This is a genomic window from Streptococcus sp. KR (assembly GCF_002238115.1).
In the GTDB taxonomy this organism is placed as follows: domain Bacteria; phylum Bacillota; class Bacilli; order Lactobacillales; family Streptococcaceae; genus Streptococcus.
Genome location: NZ_NGVM01000011.1, coordinates 17,309 through 33,330, shown reverse-complemented (window position 1 = coordinate 33,330; position 16,022 = coordinate 17,309). Strand labels below are relative to the sequence as shown.

Here is a 16,022-nt window from a genome sequence, read left to right as displayed (position 1 = left end):
TTAAGAAACGTTCTCCAGCTTTATGGTTGAAAATATAAAAAACTAAAGAAGAAAAGAGATATAAAAAATGGTTTTACAAGGAAAAGATAAACAAATTATTGAGTTGTCGATTGAACTAGCGAAAAAGTTAAAGGATCAAGAATTTAAACAAGCATGGACTATGGCTGGTGAATTGAGTTCGCTTCTTAAAAATGATGAAGAATTGCAACTACCGTATCAAGTTATTGAGTGTATCAAGCGTGATTTGAATAGTTACTATGATATGAACAAGCAACTTAACAAGGTAACAACTCGTGCATTTGCGATTGGTTCTAGTTTTGAGCGTTCAGCTTCAATTTAAGTAAAGGAATGAAGGAAGTCAAATATGGCTTCCTTTTTTATTTGGAAGGAGAAAAAATGAGTATTAAAGTCGTCTATGATAAGTTTTCTGATGTGTGTAAGTATTACAATTTTGGAAAAAAGTTGCTTGATGAACCTGCAAAGATTATTGAACGCTTAGATGAATACTTTGACGGTGTAGAGTTTGGACAGTTTGATGGTAACAATCCTGATAATGTGTATGTCAATTCGTTTATAGAAGTTGATACGCAGGAAGCATTGATTGATTTTGCAGGTATTTTGAATCATGGAGAATATGAGCAGTTAGTGAATGAAGATCGTTTGTCTGCTTATGTAGAAGAACATGAAGAAGAAATTGCTAGTCGTTTAGGAGATTCCTATGTGTTTCTCGGTCATGAAGGCAATAGTTGGTACTTTTTGCAATAGAAAATGGCTGGTACTGAATGGCTTCAAAGGTATTGATTAAGAATCCAAAGAATGGAAGGCAGGCTTGGTTTAGCTTGCCTTTATATTTTGGAAAGTTGTCTGTGATTGGTTTGAGTGGTTCTTATGATGAACAGATTGAAATTGTTGATTATGAGGGTTCAGCATTTATTGGATATGGTCTATTTAGTGTTGCTGATTTGGAACAGTTGAATAGACAAGTAGAAGGTTAGTTAAGAAAGGAGAAAATATGGACTTAACAGCTTTAATTATGGATACACGGTCAAAGAAAGTGAAACAATTTTCTTTACCTGCTGATGTGGAATACATTGCTTCTGAGTTTGGATATGATAGAGAAGATGTTGTTTTTACTATTCAATCTATTGAAGAATTACCTGCTTTGAATTGTGAAGGCTTAACTTTAGAATTAGCGAATGATCTTGCTGAAAATGTGGAAGATGTAGATGAAGATATTGTTCTATCATTCATTGAATCAGATAGCTCTGATCCAAAGGCTTTAGAAAGTGTTGATTTTGATAATTGTAGTTTATATCGTGATGTTTCAACTGATAGAGAATTAGGTGAATATGTTGTAGAAGAATTGGGTGCTGAATTGTCAAGGGAACAATTAGAACTCTATTTTGACTATGAAAAGTTTGGTCGTGATGTTCGCTTAGAAGAAGGTGGTAGCTTTGTAGATAAAGGTTACTTTTTATCAAGATGATAGCGAATATAAGAGTTTTAAGAGAAGGAAATTTTGAATTTCTCTGTGAACTAGATATTATGAAGTACAGTCAAGAACAAGTCCTTGAAAGAATAAATGAAAGAGGAATTGACAAAGACAACTTTTTTATTTGTGGGATTTCTGATTGGGAAGTGGATAAAATCATGTCGTTAGACGAGGTTTACTTGCTGAAGAAAGCAGTGTTGGAATTATATGATGGTGATGAATACATTGTCAAATTTCAATTACAGCATTATATTCCTGTGACAAAAATTGCAACTAGATATTATAGATTTTGTTCTAAAGATGAAGTTGATACAATTTTTGAATTGACGAAAGAGTTAGATTATAAATCGGTTGTTGATTATTTTTTTCAATGTGGGAATTGGGTGACAGTATTTCAAGGATTCGTAGAGCAGGGAGAAATCTTAAATACTCCTATTGGCTTCTACAAAAAAGTTAATTTGTAAACATAGAAAGGAAAAAATGAGAAATTTATATTTAAAGAAGCCAAGAAAAGAAAAGCAAGTAAAAATGAAACAGATAAGTCAGAAAAAATCGAATCGTATTTTTTTAGCAGGCTTATCTGCTTTTATTCTTTTCTGTGGTTTAACCATGTTTGTTTCAATAGCAACTACTGTGAAGATGAAGGCAAGGCTTTCTGAAGCACCTGTGGTAGAAACTAAAAAAGAAACAGACCGTACCTTAGAACAGTTCCTAGATGGATATGTAAGTAGATATTTTACATATAATTCAAAAAGTGGCTCTTCTGATGAAGATGTCGCAAAGTTGAATGATTACTATGGAAGTGTTCCTGATGTGAAGAATCAAGGTCAGACGAAGCAGGAGATGAATATTGTTAGTGCTAGAATGTTGAGTGCTAAAGATGGTATCGCTGTTTATCGTGTGATCTATGATACGAAGAAAGATGACAAGAATCAACGTGTAGGAATTGAATTTTCGATTCCATACGGTGTGAAAGATGGCAAGTATTATGTAAGTGGTTTGTCTTGGTTCTCTCCTGTAAGTGATTTTAAAGCTGAAGGAGTGGATAAAGAAAATCATGTATCGCTGGTAGCGAATGATGAAATGGAAGAAGGTAAACGCAAAAAGTTAGTTTCTTTCTTGGAATTATTCTTTAAGAATTACACTACCAGTCAAGCAAACTTGGATTTGATTTCTAATGGAATTAAGTCTATTGGTGGTGCAACTTTTAAGAGTTTAGATTATACCTACTTTAAAGAGAAAGATGGGAAAATCTATGCTTATGCACAAATTACTCTTGATGTTGCAGGTACAACTCATAGTGAAAACTTTAGCTTTGAGTTAAGAGAAGATAAAGACAGCTATTTTGTAGAAAAAATGGATCATACTATCCCAGCAGATTTCAATAAAAAAGATGATAAAGGAGAATAAGACAAATGGCATTATTTCAATTTTTAGTTTCAAAATTCGGTGTTCCAGCAATAGCATTTTTTGCTGGTATGAAGGCTCTTAAAGCATGGAAAGAGCAACAATTAGGAAAATTGTTTGTAATTGTATTGGTTGCAGGGTTCATTTTGTTCTTTTTAGAAAATCCTGAAACAGTATTAAATGCGACTAAACCTATTTGGTCTAAATTGCTTGAAGCATTCAAGTAGGACTATGATATGAAAAGAGAAGATAAAAAGCTGTATGTCTATACTACTGCATTTAGACAGCCTATATGGGTGCATAAAATAAACGAGGAATTTAGTTTACCGTTTGCATTGAAAATGTCAACTATTATCTATGCTCTAGTAAGTTTCGCTTTATCGTGGTTCTTGCTAGGGTATGTATCCTTCTTGGATTGGAGTTACCGATTCATGGGTTCATTGTTCATTGGCTGGTGGTGTGGAAATTTACTAGCTGAAAATAAAATTGATGGTAAAACATTGTTTCGTTTCTTGGTTGATTATTTTAGATTTTGGCTAGAATATGATAGCAAGAGAAGTACAATGTATCTCTGTAAAGGTAAAAAATATGAGAAAGTGAGAAGAATTTATCGTGGAATTAACGAATAATATTTGGGCGATAGATGATAGCTTGATTCTCTTGAAAGATGGAAGTGTGCTGGCTGTATTTGAAGTTGAGCCACAAGTGATTAACACTATTGAAGATGGTGAGAAAGAAGATTCAAAAGATTTAGTATTCAATTACTTATCAAGTATTGCTGAATATAGTGATTTTGGAATCTATACTCTGAATTTTGACTTAGAATTGGCAAAGAAAATTGAGTTGCTTTCTCACGATGTTGAGAAGGGGGTTGGCACAAGTCCATTGGCCAATTATGTGATTTCTAATATGGCAGAACGCTTAGAAGAAGAAGTTACATATTTGTTAGAATCAAAAGATTATCTAGTAGTGCCTTTAAAATCAGTCAATGTATCGTCTGATTTCAAAGTGACGGTCAAGCAGTCTGTTGCTAACGTTAGAAAATCAGTCATGAAAATGGTTGGTTTTGAAGAATTACCGAAGGTCGATTGGTCGAAGGAATGGCAAGATCAAAAAGAATTGCTTCAAACAAAATTACACGCTTTGAATATTCAAGAAGTGGTCAAAGAAGATTTGATGTTGTTGAATCGGATTCATTTCTTAAATGGTCAATACTATGATAAGGATAGTGAAATTATTGCCCTTCAAAATTCGATTGAGAATGTTGATGAAACAATTATTGAAATTGGATCAGGTAACACTTTGAAGCTGGTCAATGGTGAGGAAGAAAGTTATGTAGCAACTATTCCTGTATATGCTTATCCAAAGAATGTTTCCTACTTGCACTTGGCAGAAGAAATTAAGAATATTGGTTTCCCTGTTAATGGTGCCTTGAAAGTGAAATTCTCAACTAAAAGTGGAATCTATTCCTTGAATACAAGGGCAAGAAATAAGCGTAAGAATCTTGGAAATACGGTGACTGAAACAGCAGAAAATGATGATGTTCAAAAGATTGAAGTCCTAGAAAGCTATCAGTTACTAGAAGACTTTCAAGAGAAGTACGATAATAAAGAGCCTATGGTTACTTTCCTTCACCTGTTACAGATTACCGGTGATAGCATTGAAGAATTGAATGTTAAGTATGATATTTTAGCTTCAAAATTGAAAGATATGGAAGTTGAAATTGTGAAGGCTGTTGCTGATCAGGTTTATCTATTCTATAAATTCAGAATGACTGAATTGATTGATGGTGATAGAGAAGCCTTTTTACAATATTCAAGCCTGCGTGGTCTTTGTGAGAATCTGTTCTTTACGAAGAAAAAAGTAGGTACTGATGTTGGATTTCCTATTGGTCGAATTGATAAAGAAAGTTCTTCATGGTATGGAGATTTTAAACGTGCCTTAGATAATAGTACGAATGTTGTATTTACTAACTTGTTACAAGCCAATAAAATCGGTGTTCATGGTAAAGAAACAAGCAATCCTCATACAGCGATTACTGGTGCGACTGGTAACGGTAAGTCATTCTTGACAAAATTACTCTTTACTTATCATTCATTGTTAAAAGTTAAAGTGTTGTATGTCGATCCAAAAGCTGAAATGCGAACACAATATTTATCTGTGTTAGCTGACTTGGAAGAAAAAGGTGAATCTGAAGAATTACAAGAATACATACGATCTATTCGCTTTATTACGTTGGATATGCGTAAGGAAGAAAATAAAGGTGTTCTTGATCCGTTCTCATTCCTGCAAGATGAAGGTGAGTTGACGGAGTTGGCAACCGTACTTGTTGCTTCTGTGTTGGATAAGGATACCTATATTAAGATTAAACCTTATCTCTTAGATTCGCTTGATAAAGTGATTGAGCGTAGAAAAGCTGGTGAAAAGGTTGGTATGTTACAAGTCTTTGATGAATTGCAAAAATCGTCAAAAGAGGAAGTTTCAACTGCTGGATATTTACTAAAGAGAATTTCTAAAAATTCATTGTTATCATTATGTTTCTCTGATGGCAGTCAAGAAGTTCTAAAGACTGATGATAAAACAATTATTGTTGAGATTGCTGGTCTTGATATGCCTGAAGGGACTGATAAAGATGAAATGACTGAAACACAATTAAGAAGTTTGACTGTTATGTATGCTTTGACCTATTTCTGTGCGATTTTTGGAGAACGTGAGAAAGACAAGGAAACAATGTTATATCTTGATGAAGCATGGCAGATTATGTCAACTCCTGCTGGAAGGCAAGTAGTTAACCGTGTTAAACGTACTGGACGATCATTTAACAATTTCTTGGTGCTTATTACTCAATCGGTCAAAGACTTGAAAACAAGTGCTGATACAACTGGTTTTGGTACTTTATTTGCTTTTCCTGAAAATACAGAAACAGAAGCAATATTGGAACATTTACGTGTTGAAAATGATGAATTATCAAGAGCATGGCTTGAAAATCAGACAATGGGACAATGTATCTACTATGATACGTTTGGTCGCAAAGAACGTATAACTGTTGATGGTACGATCTTCCCTGAATTATTACCATTGTTTGAAACAGTTAAATCTAATTTAGTGTCAGTACAATAGAAGGAGGAAAAATGAGAAGAAATATTTTACTAGGGTTTGTTTTATCTATCTTTTTCCTTCCTGTTTTAGCTGGTGCGATTGAGCCTTCCTTGCCGAATACTAATAATGGTTCACCATTTTTACCAAACAATAATTTTAATATTGTTGAATTTGATAAGAATACGAATAAACCAAAATTAGTTGATCCTGCTGATAATGCAAAAAAGACACTAGATAATGCAAGAAAGAGTAGAGAAGCAAAAGAAGCCTTAGAAAAGAAAGAAGCAGATTCAAGAAAGTTGACTTATGAAAATTATAAGTCGAAGATGTCTGATCTAACAAGCAAGGTTTACTTTGATAAGAAATTCTTTGGTTTTGATTCAAACATGAATTATTTCTTTAATTCGATTGTGCAAGCTATTTTTTGGTTGTCAAAATTTATCTTCACAATTATAGCTGGAATCTATAATGCAGTTGAGGGAATGAGTGATGTATCAACTTTATTGAATAATGTCATAGGTAACTCTAGTAAAGTATTTTCTTCTCTATTCAGTAAAGAGATAGTTTACATTATCGGTGCAAGTATGGCAGTATATCTCCTGTATTTGTTCGCAACTGGTAACGGTAGCGTAGTTAAAGCATTTGTGAAGATGTTGTTGATTTATACAATTATTGGTCTTTACTTTATCAAAATAGATGTAAATGGTCAGAATAAGTATTTACTAACTCATTTGTATGATGGATTTAGAACAACTACGATTTCTCTTAATGGTCAGATTACTAAAACATTAACGAATGAAAATTCCAATGCTATTGATGTCTATTTTACTGAAACAATCGTAAAATCGTATAAGTACATGAATTCCCCTTTGAAAGAAGATGGAGAATTTCAGTTATCTGAAGCAGAATTTGAAGATTTAGCTGGATATAAACAAGGTGATGGAGATTATGAAGTTGGTGGTAAGAAAATCAAGGATATTGCTAAAGACAAAGATCCTGAAAACAAAATGTTGAAAAGTGAGTGGGGCGCAAAGTTTAGCTATGCTTTTTCTTCATTGATCGATGTAACCGTAGTAGGAATTGTTTATCTAGTCTTAGGTCTTGCAAGATTCTTCTTCCTGATGATTTATGTGTTCTTGATTCTCTTGTTACCATTCATTTTATTGGTTAGTCTATTCCCTCAAATGGAAGGAATGATTCATTCATTCAATAAGAAGGCTATATCAATGTTGATTTTATCGTCTGTGACCTTGTTAGCTACAACTCTGTTTGTATTTTTCTATAACTCATTAACAGATTTTATTAGCTTGGCAGTCGGTAAAAATGTGCTGATCGTGATATTCATAAAGGCTATTTTATTATTCTTGATGTTTAAGAATAAGAATATGATTTTATCAATGTTCTCAAGGATTGGTCACTTGCCTGTAAATAGAATGAATGGCTTGAATCTTAATCAAGGTACTAAAAAGATTCGTGAAAGAGTGCTTGGTGCTGGTAAGAATGGACTTTCTGCTGGTGGTCAATTTGCTAAAGGTGGATTGAAGATGGGTAAAGACAACTTACAATCTCGCCTTAAAGGTTTACGATCTAAAGGTACTCAATCTAAAGGTACTCATTCTAATGGCTCTTATTCTAAAAATGAATCGCTTGGAAGATTTGGCAATAGATATGCTTCTATGAAGCATGGAGTAAGAGGTACGGTAAATTCCTTTAAAGAAAAAGGGAATCGTGCTATGGCTTTCTTGTATCAAGCTAGAGCAAAATCATTCAAAGGTGGAATGAAAAAAGAATTGCTTAATGAAAAAGCAGATAAATTGACTGAAAAAGCGAAGGCACAAGGAAAAATGAAAAATTCATCTTATGCTGAAGTGAAGCGATTGAAAGAACAAAGACTTGCAAGGAAAAAAGCAGAATTTCAAGCGAAGAATAGACAAAGAATGAATCAAGTGGATTCAGGTAAGAATCCTAAAATTGATACTTCTAAAACAAAACGAATGAAGGGGGGGAATTCTAGTCCAAAAAAGCAAGGAAGAAAAAATAAAAAGAATCGTCCGAATGTTACGATAGACAGAAAGAGAAGTAAGATTTAATGAAGAATCAAATTAAGAATCAGGTAAAAAAATATGTAGCTGCCTTTCTCCTGTCGAATCTTACAAGTATTCTACCTATTATCTTGATTTTGATACTTGTCATGGGTGCTGTTGTTGCTGGAAGTCAGGGTTCTTCTGATTCTACTACTGGAAAAAGAACACGTTTGACAGCGCAAGAGGTGGCTCAAAAGGCAAATATTTCTGTTGAAAGAGCAGAAGATGTCATTAAGATTCTAAACTGGCAACTCTCTAAAGAGAAATTTACTTTAGAGGGTGCTAGTGGTTCACTTGCTAATGCCGAAAGAGAAAGTGACTTTGATCCTAAACTAACGAATCCATCAGGTGGGGTTGCTGGTTACTTTCAATGGTCAGGTTGGGATAATACTATTAATGGTGATAGATGGAGAAATGCTAGTTCTCGTACTTTAGATAGTACGGTGGAACTGGAATTGATGTCTTATGAGTTGAATCATGGCTATAAAAAAGTAAAAGACTATATGCAAAAGGCGACTGATCCTTTTGAAAGTGCAAAATATTGGTCTGAACATTATGAAGGTGTCTCACTTTCAGACGGTCAGACAAAATTAGGGAAGCTGGAAAAGGATAGTAAGAAGTGGTATGAAGTCTTTAAAGGTACGATTGAATCTGATGGTTCTTCAGGTGGGAACGCAATAGCTGGTAGTGTTGATGTACCATTTGGTCAAGTTTCAACTGATTTACCTAGTGGATATTCGATTGATAAGGAAATTACAAAAGAAGGCTATATTACTCAGTCTTATCCTTATGGTCAATGTACTTGGTATGTATTCAATAGAGCAAAAGAATTTGGAATACATTTTGATCCATACATGGGGAATGGTCGAGACTGGGCGCATAAGTCAGGATATGAAGTAACGAATACTCCTACAAAACATTCTGCTCTTAGCTTTCAAGGGGGGCAAGCAGGTAGTCATAGCTTTTATGGACATGTAGCCTTTGTCGAAGATGTGAGGGATGATGGTTCAATTTTGATTTCTGAATGTAATGTAATTAAACCAATGCAAGAAACAGGAATTACTGATTATCGTGTATTTACTGCTGAACAAGCAAAGAATTTTTATTATGTAATTGGAAAATAAAGAAAAAAGAGGAAAAAAATATGAATAAAAAAATTGTAACACTAGTTTGTGTAACTGTATTAAGCGGCTTTGTAGCTGGTGTAAATGCTGATGAATTAACTTTGGGTGGAAGTGTAGCTTCTAAACAAGATACTGCTGGTTTAGTTGTGGCAGAACAGCCAAAAGAAGAAAAGCCTGCTGTTGTTCCTGCTATTCAAACTGAAGGTGAGAATCTTGATTTAGGTAATAAAACAGAAAAAGAGCCTTCACAAGATAATACAGGAGTTGTGGTAGAGCCTACAACTCCATCTGAAAAACCGAAGGAAGATCAACCAAAAGAAGATAAACCTTCTGAAAATCTTGGAAAAGATTCTGAGAAACAGCAGGAAAAGGATAATACAGGAGTTGTTGTAGAACCTAAAACTCCATCAGAACAGCCGAAGGAAGAGAAACCAAAGGAAGAAAAACCAAAGGAAGAAAAACCAAAGGAAGAAAAACCGAAAGAAGAAACGCCAAAAGAAGATAAGAAGCCTACTGTAGAAGATACTCCTGAAATTAAGGAAGCAAAACAAAAAGCAGAAGATAATGTAGGTGTGAAAGAATCTGATGAACCTAAACCATTGAATGTCACTAAAGAAGAAATCAAAGAACAGCCTATTGAAACGAATACAGGTCATACAGTTGTATCTACCAATCAAGGGAAGGTAGTAGTTGAAACAAGCGAAGGTGATTATGCTGAAAAAGAGCCTTATGAAATTGGTGCTGTGAAGCAGTCTGACGGTACAATCGCTTTGAAAGATAAAGAAGGTCAGTTAAAAGTCCTTCCGAATACAGGTTCAGCTAGTACAATCTTCACAACTATTTGGGGATTTGTAGGATTGATTGCGACAGTTTTGGGGCGACGTAAATTGAATTAAGGGAGACAGGATGAAAGAGTTGTTTAGAATTTTGAGAGAATCTGATAAATTGGGGTATAAATTATCTGCAATTTGTGGAGTGAATTGGCTTATTAGACAAGCCTTTAAATGGCAATTTTTAGTGTTTGAAATGATAGCGTGTGCCGTTCTGATTAAAGAAATTTCAGCAATACTTGAAATTAGTTCAGATTATTTAGTATCTTTAATGGTTTTATTTATCTTAGCTAGTCCTTTTTTGAAGTTGCGTTTTGGAGTTGAGAGATTTATTTTTTACTTCATGAGAAATTTTGTGTTATTATGGATTTTTTCGAAAGCATTGGATTTTCCATTTCAAGAGAATGAATCTGAATTATGGATTTTAATGTTTCTTTTTAGTATTGGTATTTATCAGTTTATGGAGTGGTTTCAAGCAAAACTATTTCAGCGGTATCTATTCAAAAATATCTTAAATAAGGACTACCTTGGAATCCGAAAATTAAAAGATAAGTTACCTCCTAAAATCAATCTTTTTACAGATGCTGATGAAGGCGATGCAAACCAACGAATGATGACGATTAATCAGCGAGCGGTGAAAAAGGATTATCAAGATATTGTAGAATTAAGTTTTTTGAACTATAAAAGATTTACGGGGCTTTCTCATTATAGAGTAACATGGAAAGGTTTTGAAGCTCCTTTTAAGTCTCCTTTGAAAAAAAGATTTTCCGATGTAGATGAAATGTATCATTTAGTGTTTAGAGTATATCCTTTTGGAAAAAGAATAAATTTATATTTCAAATTGATTCGATTAGATTTAAGTCGAAGAAAGGCTTTTACAGTGGAAGGTGTAAAAGTAAGATTAGTAAATGAATAAGGCAGAGGAAACTTTGCCTTATTTTTTCTTTTTAGGAAATATGATAAGATAGAAAGGAGAAAAAATGATTGAGGAGTATTCAATTATGGATTGGATAACATTTAGTGGAATTGTTGCAACGATAGCTTCATTAGTTGGTATTGCTATTAAATTAGCTAGAGATAATAGTGGTCTTAAAGCTGAAATGAAGGCATTGTCAAAAGAACGTGAAATGGAACATGATCGTTTATCTAGTGAGCATAGTGGCTTATCTAAGGAACATGATCGTTTGTCACAAGAACATGCTTCTATCAAAAAAGATACAGAATATATTTCTGATGAAATGAAACAAGAGAAAATGATGAGAGAAATTTTGTATCAGAATACTACAAAAGCTAGAGAAATTTTAGATACAATGGATTTGATGAAAGAAGTTGTACTTCAAAATTCAAAATTAACTCAAGAAGTAACAAGATTGAAAGTAGAAAATTTTGATTTATCCAGTAGAAATTCTAAGTTAGATAGTGAAATATGTAAAGTGTATCCACTTTTAAGAAAGATACATGGGCAGTTAGCTTCTCTAGAAGATTATTGCAGTACAGAAGAAGCGCAAGCGCTTTTGAATCGTATTGAAAGTAAACTATCTGAATTGAATAATTAGTGTAAGTGACAATTTTAGAAAAAGTGATATAATAAAAGAAAGTGAAAGGAGAAGGAATCATGATTAAAGAGTTTGGTGTGACAAATTTAGAAGTAACCAAAGAAGATATTTCTAACAATCCTAACAATCCTATTCTGCGTATGTATGATGATGAAGAATTGATTGGTACATTTAGTATTCTTACTGGTGAAGTCTTAGAGGATTTTGACTTGGCAGATTATGACATTCGATTTGCACAAAAACAAATTGAATTGAATCGTGATAACTACCTTGAAACGTGGAAGGACTATGTGGGGTTATTACATGCCTAAGTACTCTTTCTTAAAGTATGGTATCGAGATTCGTCCGAATGAACATAACCATAAAGGTCAGATGGCTCATATTCATATTTATATTCATGGCGAGGAAGTTGGATCAATGTTTTTAAATGGTGAACTTCGTGATGGAAAGTTAAAGTCAAAAGATATGAAAATAGTAAGACAGTATGTTTTAGAAAATGCAGATGAACTTCAGGCATTATGGAATGAATACCAAAAAAGTGCATATTAAAGGACAAGTCAGAAATGGCTTGTTTTATTTTTTGTGGTATAATACATTAAGAGAATAGTAGGAGAAGATGATGGTACAACAATCTTTTAAAACAAGGATAAAAGATTTTATAGTAAAAACTGAAGATGAACGAGAACAGTTGTATTATTCTAGTAGTGTTGAAGCATATTTATTGCTAACAGATGAAGAATTTCAGTCAAAAAAGATAATGGTTGAAACACAATTAGCTGTTGAAAAGGTAAAATTTACACTTTTTATTACAATTATTTTAATTACGTTTCTGACAGGTTTTACAGAAAAGATGTTTGCTTTTTTGAAGTTGATCAGTTCTAATATGATGTCAGCTTCTATTGAAAATAATGTGGTTTATGATGGAATTTTTTGGTTGTCAATTCTTTTATATTTTATTGTATTGTTGGTGTTATTATTTATAATTTTAATTTCTTTAAAAAAATATGCTAATTTAGTAAGGGAAGAAAAGATAATCAATCAAGTTAGTGGTATGAGAGAGAATAGAGGAGAATAGAAATTGATTGAAAGATTATGGTATCAAGTTTCAGCTCAAATTTTATCTTTTATAATGTATATAGTATCTGTTATTATTTATTTAGTAAAACTAGATGGACTGAATAAGTTATTGTTGATGAAATATCCATCAAATTCTCCGTTTAAGATAATGGGACATAATAATAATCAGCCATTGTTGTATATTATAGGAGCAATCATTTTTTATATAGTTGGGATATTATTGATAGTATATTTTTCAAAAAGTATGTCAAGAGTGTCTATTGAAGGAACTATTTTTTTAATCATTTCAGTTATTTTAATAATAGTTAGTTTGATTTTAATATTTTTCTTTATTAACAATCCAATATTAAGAGCATTTTTGGTGGTTATTGGATTGAGTAGTATTTTTATGGGGGCTATTAGTCAGTCTTAAAAATAAAAAAAAGTACAAGTCAGAGATGGCTTGTTTTTTTGTCGTTTTATGAGAAAAAAAAGTGAACATAAAGAAACCAGGATAGGATATAAAATTCGTATTTTAGGTCAAAAGGTTCAACCAGGTATTCAAAATTTGTTCGGAAATAGGAGAATAAAAATGGAAAAATCATATAATAATTATCCTGATATTTGTGTATCAAAGAAGGATTTAAAAGCAAATTATTTCCCTTCGATTAGTATTAAAACTATTGAAAGGCGATTAGACGAAAGTCAAAAGACGAAAGAATTTAAAGATATATCTTTTAGGACAGGACAAAAAGTATTGATTAATGTGAGAGGATTTTATCTATTTCTGCTGCATAGAGAGAGAGTTAGATATATTTGATTGGAAAAAATGATATACTATAGTTATTGACTAGAGATATACTCATTTTTAAAAGGAGTATAAAATGTTTTTTAGAGAATTGGAGAATGGAAAATATAGATATTATGAAAAATATTTTGATTTAGAAGAGGATAAGTGGAAACAAGTTTCTATAACTTTAACTTCTAAGACAAGGCAAGCTCAGAAACAAGCAAGAATTTTGCTGGATGAGAAAATAGAAAAAAAGAGGGAGAAAATAGAAAAGAAGAAGGAAGTAGTTAAGGATATTACAGTTAAACAAGCCTACGAAGAATATTTGAAAATTCGTGAAACAGAATTAAAAAGAAGTACGTTTAAGTCTCAGAAATATACTATTATAGGTGAAGTCAGAAAGTTAGAGAATTACTTATTAGTAGATGTGACAAGTCATATAGTTCAGAATATATTGTTGGAGCTGGAATGTTCTGCGGTTCATAGAAAAAATAAGAAAGTTTTATTGAATCTGTTTTTTAAGTATTGTTTAGATATTGGTTATATAATGGAGAATCCTGTTGAAAAGGTTGTTTTACCAAAAAGAAAAAAGAATGTAAAAGAGATTAGGAGAAAACAAAATAAGTATTTAACAAGGGTTCAAATGTTTCAGTATTTGAATTTTTTAGAAAAGGAAGAAAAGAATCAGCGAGTACGTTTAATTGTTGAATTTATGTATTTGACAGGCTTGCGGTTTGGAGAAGTCTTGGCTTTGACTATAGATGATATTGATTTTGAGAATAAAACGTTAGAAGTTAAACATACATTACATACAAGCGGAAGTAAGGCTGAGATATTTTTAGATAGTCCTAAAAGCTTAGCTTCTTATCGAGTTGTTGGTATTAGTAAGCGAGTAGTAAGCATTATAAAAGAGTATCTTCTTTTAGAAAGTGAAGGAAGATTTATATTTACGAAAAATGGGAATCCTTTTATGATTTTTTCTTTTAATGATTTTTTGAAGAGAAGTTTTAAAAGAAGTGGAGTTCAAAAAGAAGAGGATTTTGTATTGACTACTCATGTTTTTAGGCATTCACATATTAGTTTACTTGCAGAATTGGAAGTTCCAATCAAGGCGATTATGGAACGAGTAGGTCATACGAACGAGAAAATGACTTTGGGAGTTTATACTCATGTTACGCAGCAGATGAAGTTTAATATAACTGAAAAATTGGATAAAATGGACTTGTAAAAGCTAACCAAAAAGTAACCAAGAAATGTCTAAAAATGTCTAAAATAGTCTATAATATTTGGAGTAAGAATGTAGAAAAAAGCCTTTATGTCTATAATTGACGGTATTTGTCTAGCTTTTATTAAGGGAAATTGTTATAATAGTAGTAATTTAATAGATGGAGTTGAGTTTTGAAGAAAAACTTTCGTGTAAAAAGAGAGAAAGATTTTAAGGCGATTTTCAAGGAGGGGACAAGTTTTGCTAATCGCAAATTTGTTGTCTACCAACTAGAAAACCAGAAAAACCATTTTCGAGTAGGTCTATCAGTTAGCAAAAAACTTGGGAATGCCGTCACTAGAAATCAAATCAAGCGACGAATTAGACATATTATCCAGAATGCTAAAGGGAGTCTGGTAGAAGATGTCGACTTTGTTGTCATTGCTCGAAAAGGGGTTGAAACCTTGGGATACGCAGAGATGGAGAAAAATCTACTCCACGTATTAAAATTATCAAAGATTTACCAGGAAGGAAATGGGAGTGAAAAAGAAACTACAGTTGACTAGTTTGCTAGGACTGTCTCTATTGATCATGACAGCCTGTACGACTAATGGGACAACTAGTGATATTACAGCCGATTCGGCTGATTTTTGGAGTAAATTTGTTTACTTCTTTGCGGAAATCATTCGCTTTTTATCGTTTGATATCAGCATCGGAGTGGGGATTATTCTCTTTACGGTCTTGATTCGTACAGTTCTCTTGCCAGTCTTCCAAGTGCAAATGGTGGCTTCCAGAAAAATGCAGGAAGCTCAACCACGCATTAAGGCGCTTCGAGAACAATATCCAGGTCGTGATATGGAAAGCAGAACCAAGCTAGAGCAAGAAATGCGTAAAGTCTTTAAAGAAATGGGTGTCAGACAGTCAGATTCTCTTTGGCCGATTTTGATTCAGATGCCGGTTATCTTGGCCTTGTTCCAAGCTCTATCAAGAGTTGACTTTTTGAAGACAGGTCATTTCTTATGGATTAACCTTGGTGGTGTGGATACAACCCTTGTTCTTCCGATTTTAGCAGCTGTATTTACCTTTTTAAGTACTTGGCTGTCTAATAAAGCCTTGTCTGAGCGTAATGGCGCTACGACTGCGATGATGTATGGGATTCCAGTCTTGATTTTTATCTTTGCAGTTTATGCACCAGGTGGAGTCGCCCTCTACTGGACAGTGTCCAACGCTTATCAAGTCTTGCAAACCTATTTCTTGAACAATCCATTCAAGATTATCGCAGAGCGCGAGGCTGTAGCTCAGGCACAGAAAGATTTGGAAAATAGAAAAAGAAAAGCCAAGAAAAAGGCTCAGAAAACGAAATAATAAGGAGGAATCTGG

General features: G+C 33.1%; 22 protein-coding genes. All 22 read left to right on the top strand.

What is annotated here, in order from left to right; all coding sequences use genetic code 11:
* Positions 1 to 67 precede the first annotated feature (67 nt).
* A complete protein-coding gene (locus tag CBI42_RS05935; RefSeq protein WP_094753501.1) occupies positions 68 to 340 on the top strand; it encodes a hypothetical protein in 273 nt (90 codons plus the stop codon).
* 56 nt (positions 341 to 396) lie between these two features.
* Positions 397 to 765, top strand: a complete 369-nt coding sequence (locus CBI42_RS05930) for a hypothetical protein (protein WP_094753533.1) — start codon at positions 397 to 399, stop codon at positions 763 to 765.
* A 17-nt stretch (positions 766 to 782) separates the two neighbouring features.
* On the top strand, positions 783 to 995 hold the full coding sequence (locus CBI42_RS05925; protein WP_094753500.1) for a hypothetical protein: 213 nt from the start codon (positions 783 to 785) through the stop codon (positions 993 to 995).
* Between the two features lie 17 nt (positions 996 to 1,012).
* Positions 1,013 to 1,486 carry an antirestriction protein ArdA gene (locus tag CBI42_RS05920; RefSeq protein ID WP_094753499.1) on the top strand — a complete coding sequence of 158 codons (474 nt, stop codon included), beginning with the start codon at positions 1,013 to 1,015 and terminating at the stop codon, positions 1,484 to 1,486.
* Positions 1,483 to 1,956, top strand: a complete 474-nt coding sequence (locus tag CBI42_RS05915) for a hypothetical protein (RefSeq protein WP_094753498.1) — start codon at positions 1,483 to 1,485, stop codon at positions 1,954 to 1,956. Before CBI42_RS05920 ends, CBI42_RS05915 begins: the two co-directional genes overlap by 4 nt.
* A gap of 16 nt (positions 1,957 to 1,972) precedes the next feature.
* Positions 1,973 to 2,902 carry a conjugal transfer protein gene (locus CBI42_RS05910; protein ID WP_094753497.1) on the top strand — a complete coding sequence of 310 codons (930 nt, stop codon included), beginning with the start codon at positions 1,973 to 1,975 and terminating at the stop codon, positions 2,900 to 2,902.
* A 5-nt stretch (positions 2,903 to 2,907) separates the two neighbouring features.
* Positions 2,908 to 3,126 carry a TcpD family membrane protein gene (locus CBI42_RS05905; protein WP_094753496.1) on the top strand — a complete coding sequence of 73 codons (219 nt, stop codon included), beginning with the start codon at positions 2,908 to 2,910 and terminating at the stop codon, positions 3,124 to 3,126.
* A 9-nt stretch (positions 3,127 to 3,135) separates the two neighbouring features.
* A complete protein-coding gene (locus CBI42_RS05900; RefSeq protein WP_094753495.1) occupies positions 3,136 to 3,528 on the top strand; it encodes a TcpE family conjugal transfer membrane protein in 393 nt (130 codons plus the stop codon).
* Positions 3,512 to 6,019, top strand: coding sequence for an ATP-binding protein (locus CBI42_RS05895; RefSeq protein WP_094753494.1), 2,508 nt, complete (start codon positions 3,512 to 3,514; stop codon positions 6,017 to 6,019). The genes CBI42_RS05900 and CBI42_RS05895 overlap by 17 nt, the downstream gene beginning before the upstream one ends.
* Positions 6,020 to 6,030: 11 nt before the next feature.
* On the top strand, positions 6,031 to 8,088 hold the full coding sequence (locus CBI42_RS05890; RefSeq protein WP_094753493.1) for a hypothetical protein: 2,058 nt from the start codon (positions 6,031 to 6,033) through the stop codon (positions 8,086 to 8,088).
* Entirely contained in the window at positions 8,088 to 9,206 is a 1,119-nt protein-coding gene (locus CBI42_RS05885) for a phage tail tip lysozyme (RefSeq protein WP_094753492.1), read from the top strand. Before CBI42_RS05890 ends, CBI42_RS05885 begins: the two co-directional genes overlap by 1 nt.
* Positions 9,207 to 9,226: 20 nt before the next feature.
* Positions 9,227 to 10,102 carry an LPXTG cell wall anchor domain-containing protein gene (locus CBI42_RS05880; RefSeq protein ID WP_094753491.1) on the top strand — a complete coding sequence of 292 codons (876 nt, stop codon included), beginning with the start codon at positions 9,227 to 9,229 and terminating at the stop codon, positions 10,100 to 10,102.
* Between the two features lie 10 nt (positions 10,103 to 10,112).
* Positions 10,113 to 10,952 (top strand): hypothetical protein, encoded by an 840-nt coding sequence (locus CBI42_RS05875; protein WP_094753490.1) that lies wholly within the window; start codon positions 10,113 to 10,115, stop codon positions 10,950 to 10,952.
* A 64-nt stretch (positions 10,953 to 11,016) separates the two neighbouring features.
* Positions 11,017 to 11,592 (top strand): hypothetical protein, encoded by a 576-nt coding sequence (locus CBI42_RS05870; RefSeq protein ID WP_256963635.1) that lies wholly within the window; start codon positions 11,017 to 11,019, stop codon positions 11,590 to 11,592.
* Between the two features lie 59 nt (positions 11,593 to 11,651).
* A complete protein-coding gene (locus CBI42_RS05865; protein ID WP_094753489.1) occupies positions 11,652 to 11,903 on the top strand; it encodes a hypothetical protein in 252 nt (83 codons plus the stop codon).
* Positions 11,896 to 12,141 (top strand): DUF4160 domain-containing protein, encoded by a 246-nt coding sequence (locus CBI42_RS05860; RefSeq protein WP_001127471.1) that lies wholly within the window; start codon positions 11,896 to 11,898, stop codon positions 12,139 to 12,141. Before CBI42_RS05865 ends, CBI42_RS05860 begins: the two co-directional genes overlap by 8 nt.
* A gap of 70 nt (positions 12,142 to 12,211) precedes the next feature.
* Positions 12,212 to 12,667, top strand: a complete 456-nt coding sequence (locus CBI42_RS05855) for a hypothetical protein (protein WP_094753488.1) — start codon at positions 12,212 to 12,214, stop codon at positions 12,665 to 12,667.
* 3 nt (positions 12,668 to 12,670) lie between these two features.
* Positions 12,671 to 13,081: a hypothetical protein gene (locus CBI42_RS05850; RefSeq protein WP_094753487.1), complete on the top strand. Its 411-nt coding sequence runs from the start codon at positions 12,671 to 12,673 to the stop codon at positions 13,079 to 13,081.
* Positions 13,082 to 13,240: 159 nt separating this feature from the next.
* Positions 13,241 to 13,468 carry a hypothetical protein gene (locus CBI42_RS05845; RefSeq protein ID WP_004244165.1) on the top strand — a complete coding sequence of 76 codons (228 nt, stop codon included), beginning with the start codon at positions 13,241 to 13,243 and terminating at the stop codon, positions 13,466 to 13,468.
* A 64-nt stretch (positions 13,469 to 13,532) separates the two neighbouring features.
* A complete protein-coding gene (locus CBI42_RS05840; protein WP_094753486.1) occupies positions 13,533 to 14,666 on the top strand; it encodes a tyrosine-type recombinase/integrase in 1,134 nt (377 codons plus the stop codon).
* Positions 14,667 to 14,836: 170 nt separating this feature from the next.
* Positions 14,837 to 15,208, top strand: a complete 372-nt coding sequence (rnpA, locus tag CBI42_RS05835) for a ribonuclease P protein component (RefSeq protein ID WP_000739245.1) — start codon at positions 14,837 to 14,839, stop codon at positions 15,206 to 15,208.
* Complete coding sequence (locus CBI42_RS05830; protein ID WP_218822065.1) at positions 15,183 to 16,007, top strand: membrane protein insertase YidC; 825 nt, start codon at positions 15,183 to 15,185, stop codon at positions 16,005 to 16,007. Before rnpA ends, CBI42_RS05830 begins: the two co-directional genes overlap by 26 nt.
* The last annotated feature ends 15 nt before the right edge of the window (positions 16,008 to 16,022 follow it).

What these genes read in the sequence shown, in the direction of transcription:
- CBI42_RS05935 (WP_094753501.1), top strand. Translation starts at nt 68, where the DNA reads ATGGTTTTACAAGGAAAAGATAAACAAATTATTGAGTTGTCGATTGAA.
- CBI42_RS05930 (WP_094753533.1), top strand. Translation starts at nt 397, where the DNA reads ATGAGTATTAAAGTCGTCTATGATAAGTTTTCTGATGTGTGTAAGTAT.
- CBI42_RS05925 (WP_094753500.1), top strand. Translation starts at nt 783, where the DNA reads ATGGCTTCAAAGGTATTGATTAAGAATCCAAAGAATGGAAGGCAGGCT.
- CBI42_RS05920 (WP_094753499.1), top strand. Translation starts at nt 1,013, where the DNA reads ATGGACTTAACAGCTTTAATTATGGATACACGGTCAAAGAAAGTGAAA.
- CBI42_RS05915 (WP_094753498.1), top strand. Translation starts at nt 1,483, where the DNA reads ATGATAGCGAATATAAGAGTTTTAAGAGAAGGAAATTTTGAATTTCTC.
- CBI42_RS05910 (WP_094753497.1), top strand. Translation starts at nt 1,973, where the DNA reads ATGAGAAATTTATATTTAAAGAAGCCAAGAAAAGAAAAGCAAGTAAAA.
- CBI42_RS05905 (WP_094753496.1), top strand. Translation starts at nt 2,908, where the DNA reads ATGGCATTATTTCAATTTTTAGTTTCAAAATTCGGTGTTCCAGCAATA.
- CBI42_RS05900 (WP_094753495.1), top strand. Translation starts at nt 3,136, where the DNA reads ATGAAAAGAGAAGATAAAAAGCTGTATGTCTATACTACTGCATTTAGA.
- CBI42_RS05890 (WP_094753493.1), top strand. Translation starts at nt 6,031, where the DNA reads ATGAGAAGAAATATTTTACTAGGGTTTGTTTTATCTATCTTTTTCCTT.
- CBI42_RS05885 (WP_094753492.1), top strand. Translation starts at nt 8,088, where the DNA reads ATGAAGAATCAAATTAAGAATCAGGTAAAAAAATATGTAGCTGCCTTT.
- CBI42_RS05880 (WP_094753491.1), top strand. Translation starts at nt 9,227, where the DNA reads ATGAATAAAAAAATTGTAACACTAGTTTGTGTAACTGTATTAAGCGGC.
- CBI42_RS05875 (WP_094753490.1), top strand. Translation starts at nt 10,113, where the DNA reads ATGAAAGAGTTGTTTAGAATTTTGAGAGAATCTGATAAATTGGGGTAT.
- CBI42_RS05870 (WP_256963635.1), top strand. Translation starts at nt 11,017, where the DNA reads ATGATTGAGGAGTATTCAATTATGGATTGGATAACATTTAGTGGAATT.
- CBI42_RS05865 (WP_094753489.1), top strand. Translation starts at nt 11,652, where the DNA reads ATGATTAAAGAGTTTGGTGTGACAAATTTAGAAGTAACCAAAGAAGAT.
- CBI42_RS05860 (WP_001127471.1), top strand. Translation starts at nt 11,896, where the DNA reads ATGCCTAAGTACTCTTTCTTAAAGTATGGTATCGAGATTCGTCCGAAT.
- CBI42_RS05855 (WP_094753488.1), top strand. Translation starts at nt 12,212, where the DNA reads ATGGTACAACAATCTTTTAAAACAAGGATAAAAGATTTTATAGTAAAA.
- CBI42_RS05845 (WP_004244165.1), top strand. Translation starts at nt 13,241, where the DNA reads ATGGAAAAATCATATAATAATTATCCTGATATTTGTGTATCAAAGAAG.
- CBI42_RS05840 (WP_094753486.1), top strand. Translation starts at nt 13,533, where the DNA reads ATGTTTTTTAGAGAATTGGAGAATGGAAAATATAGATATTATGAAAAA.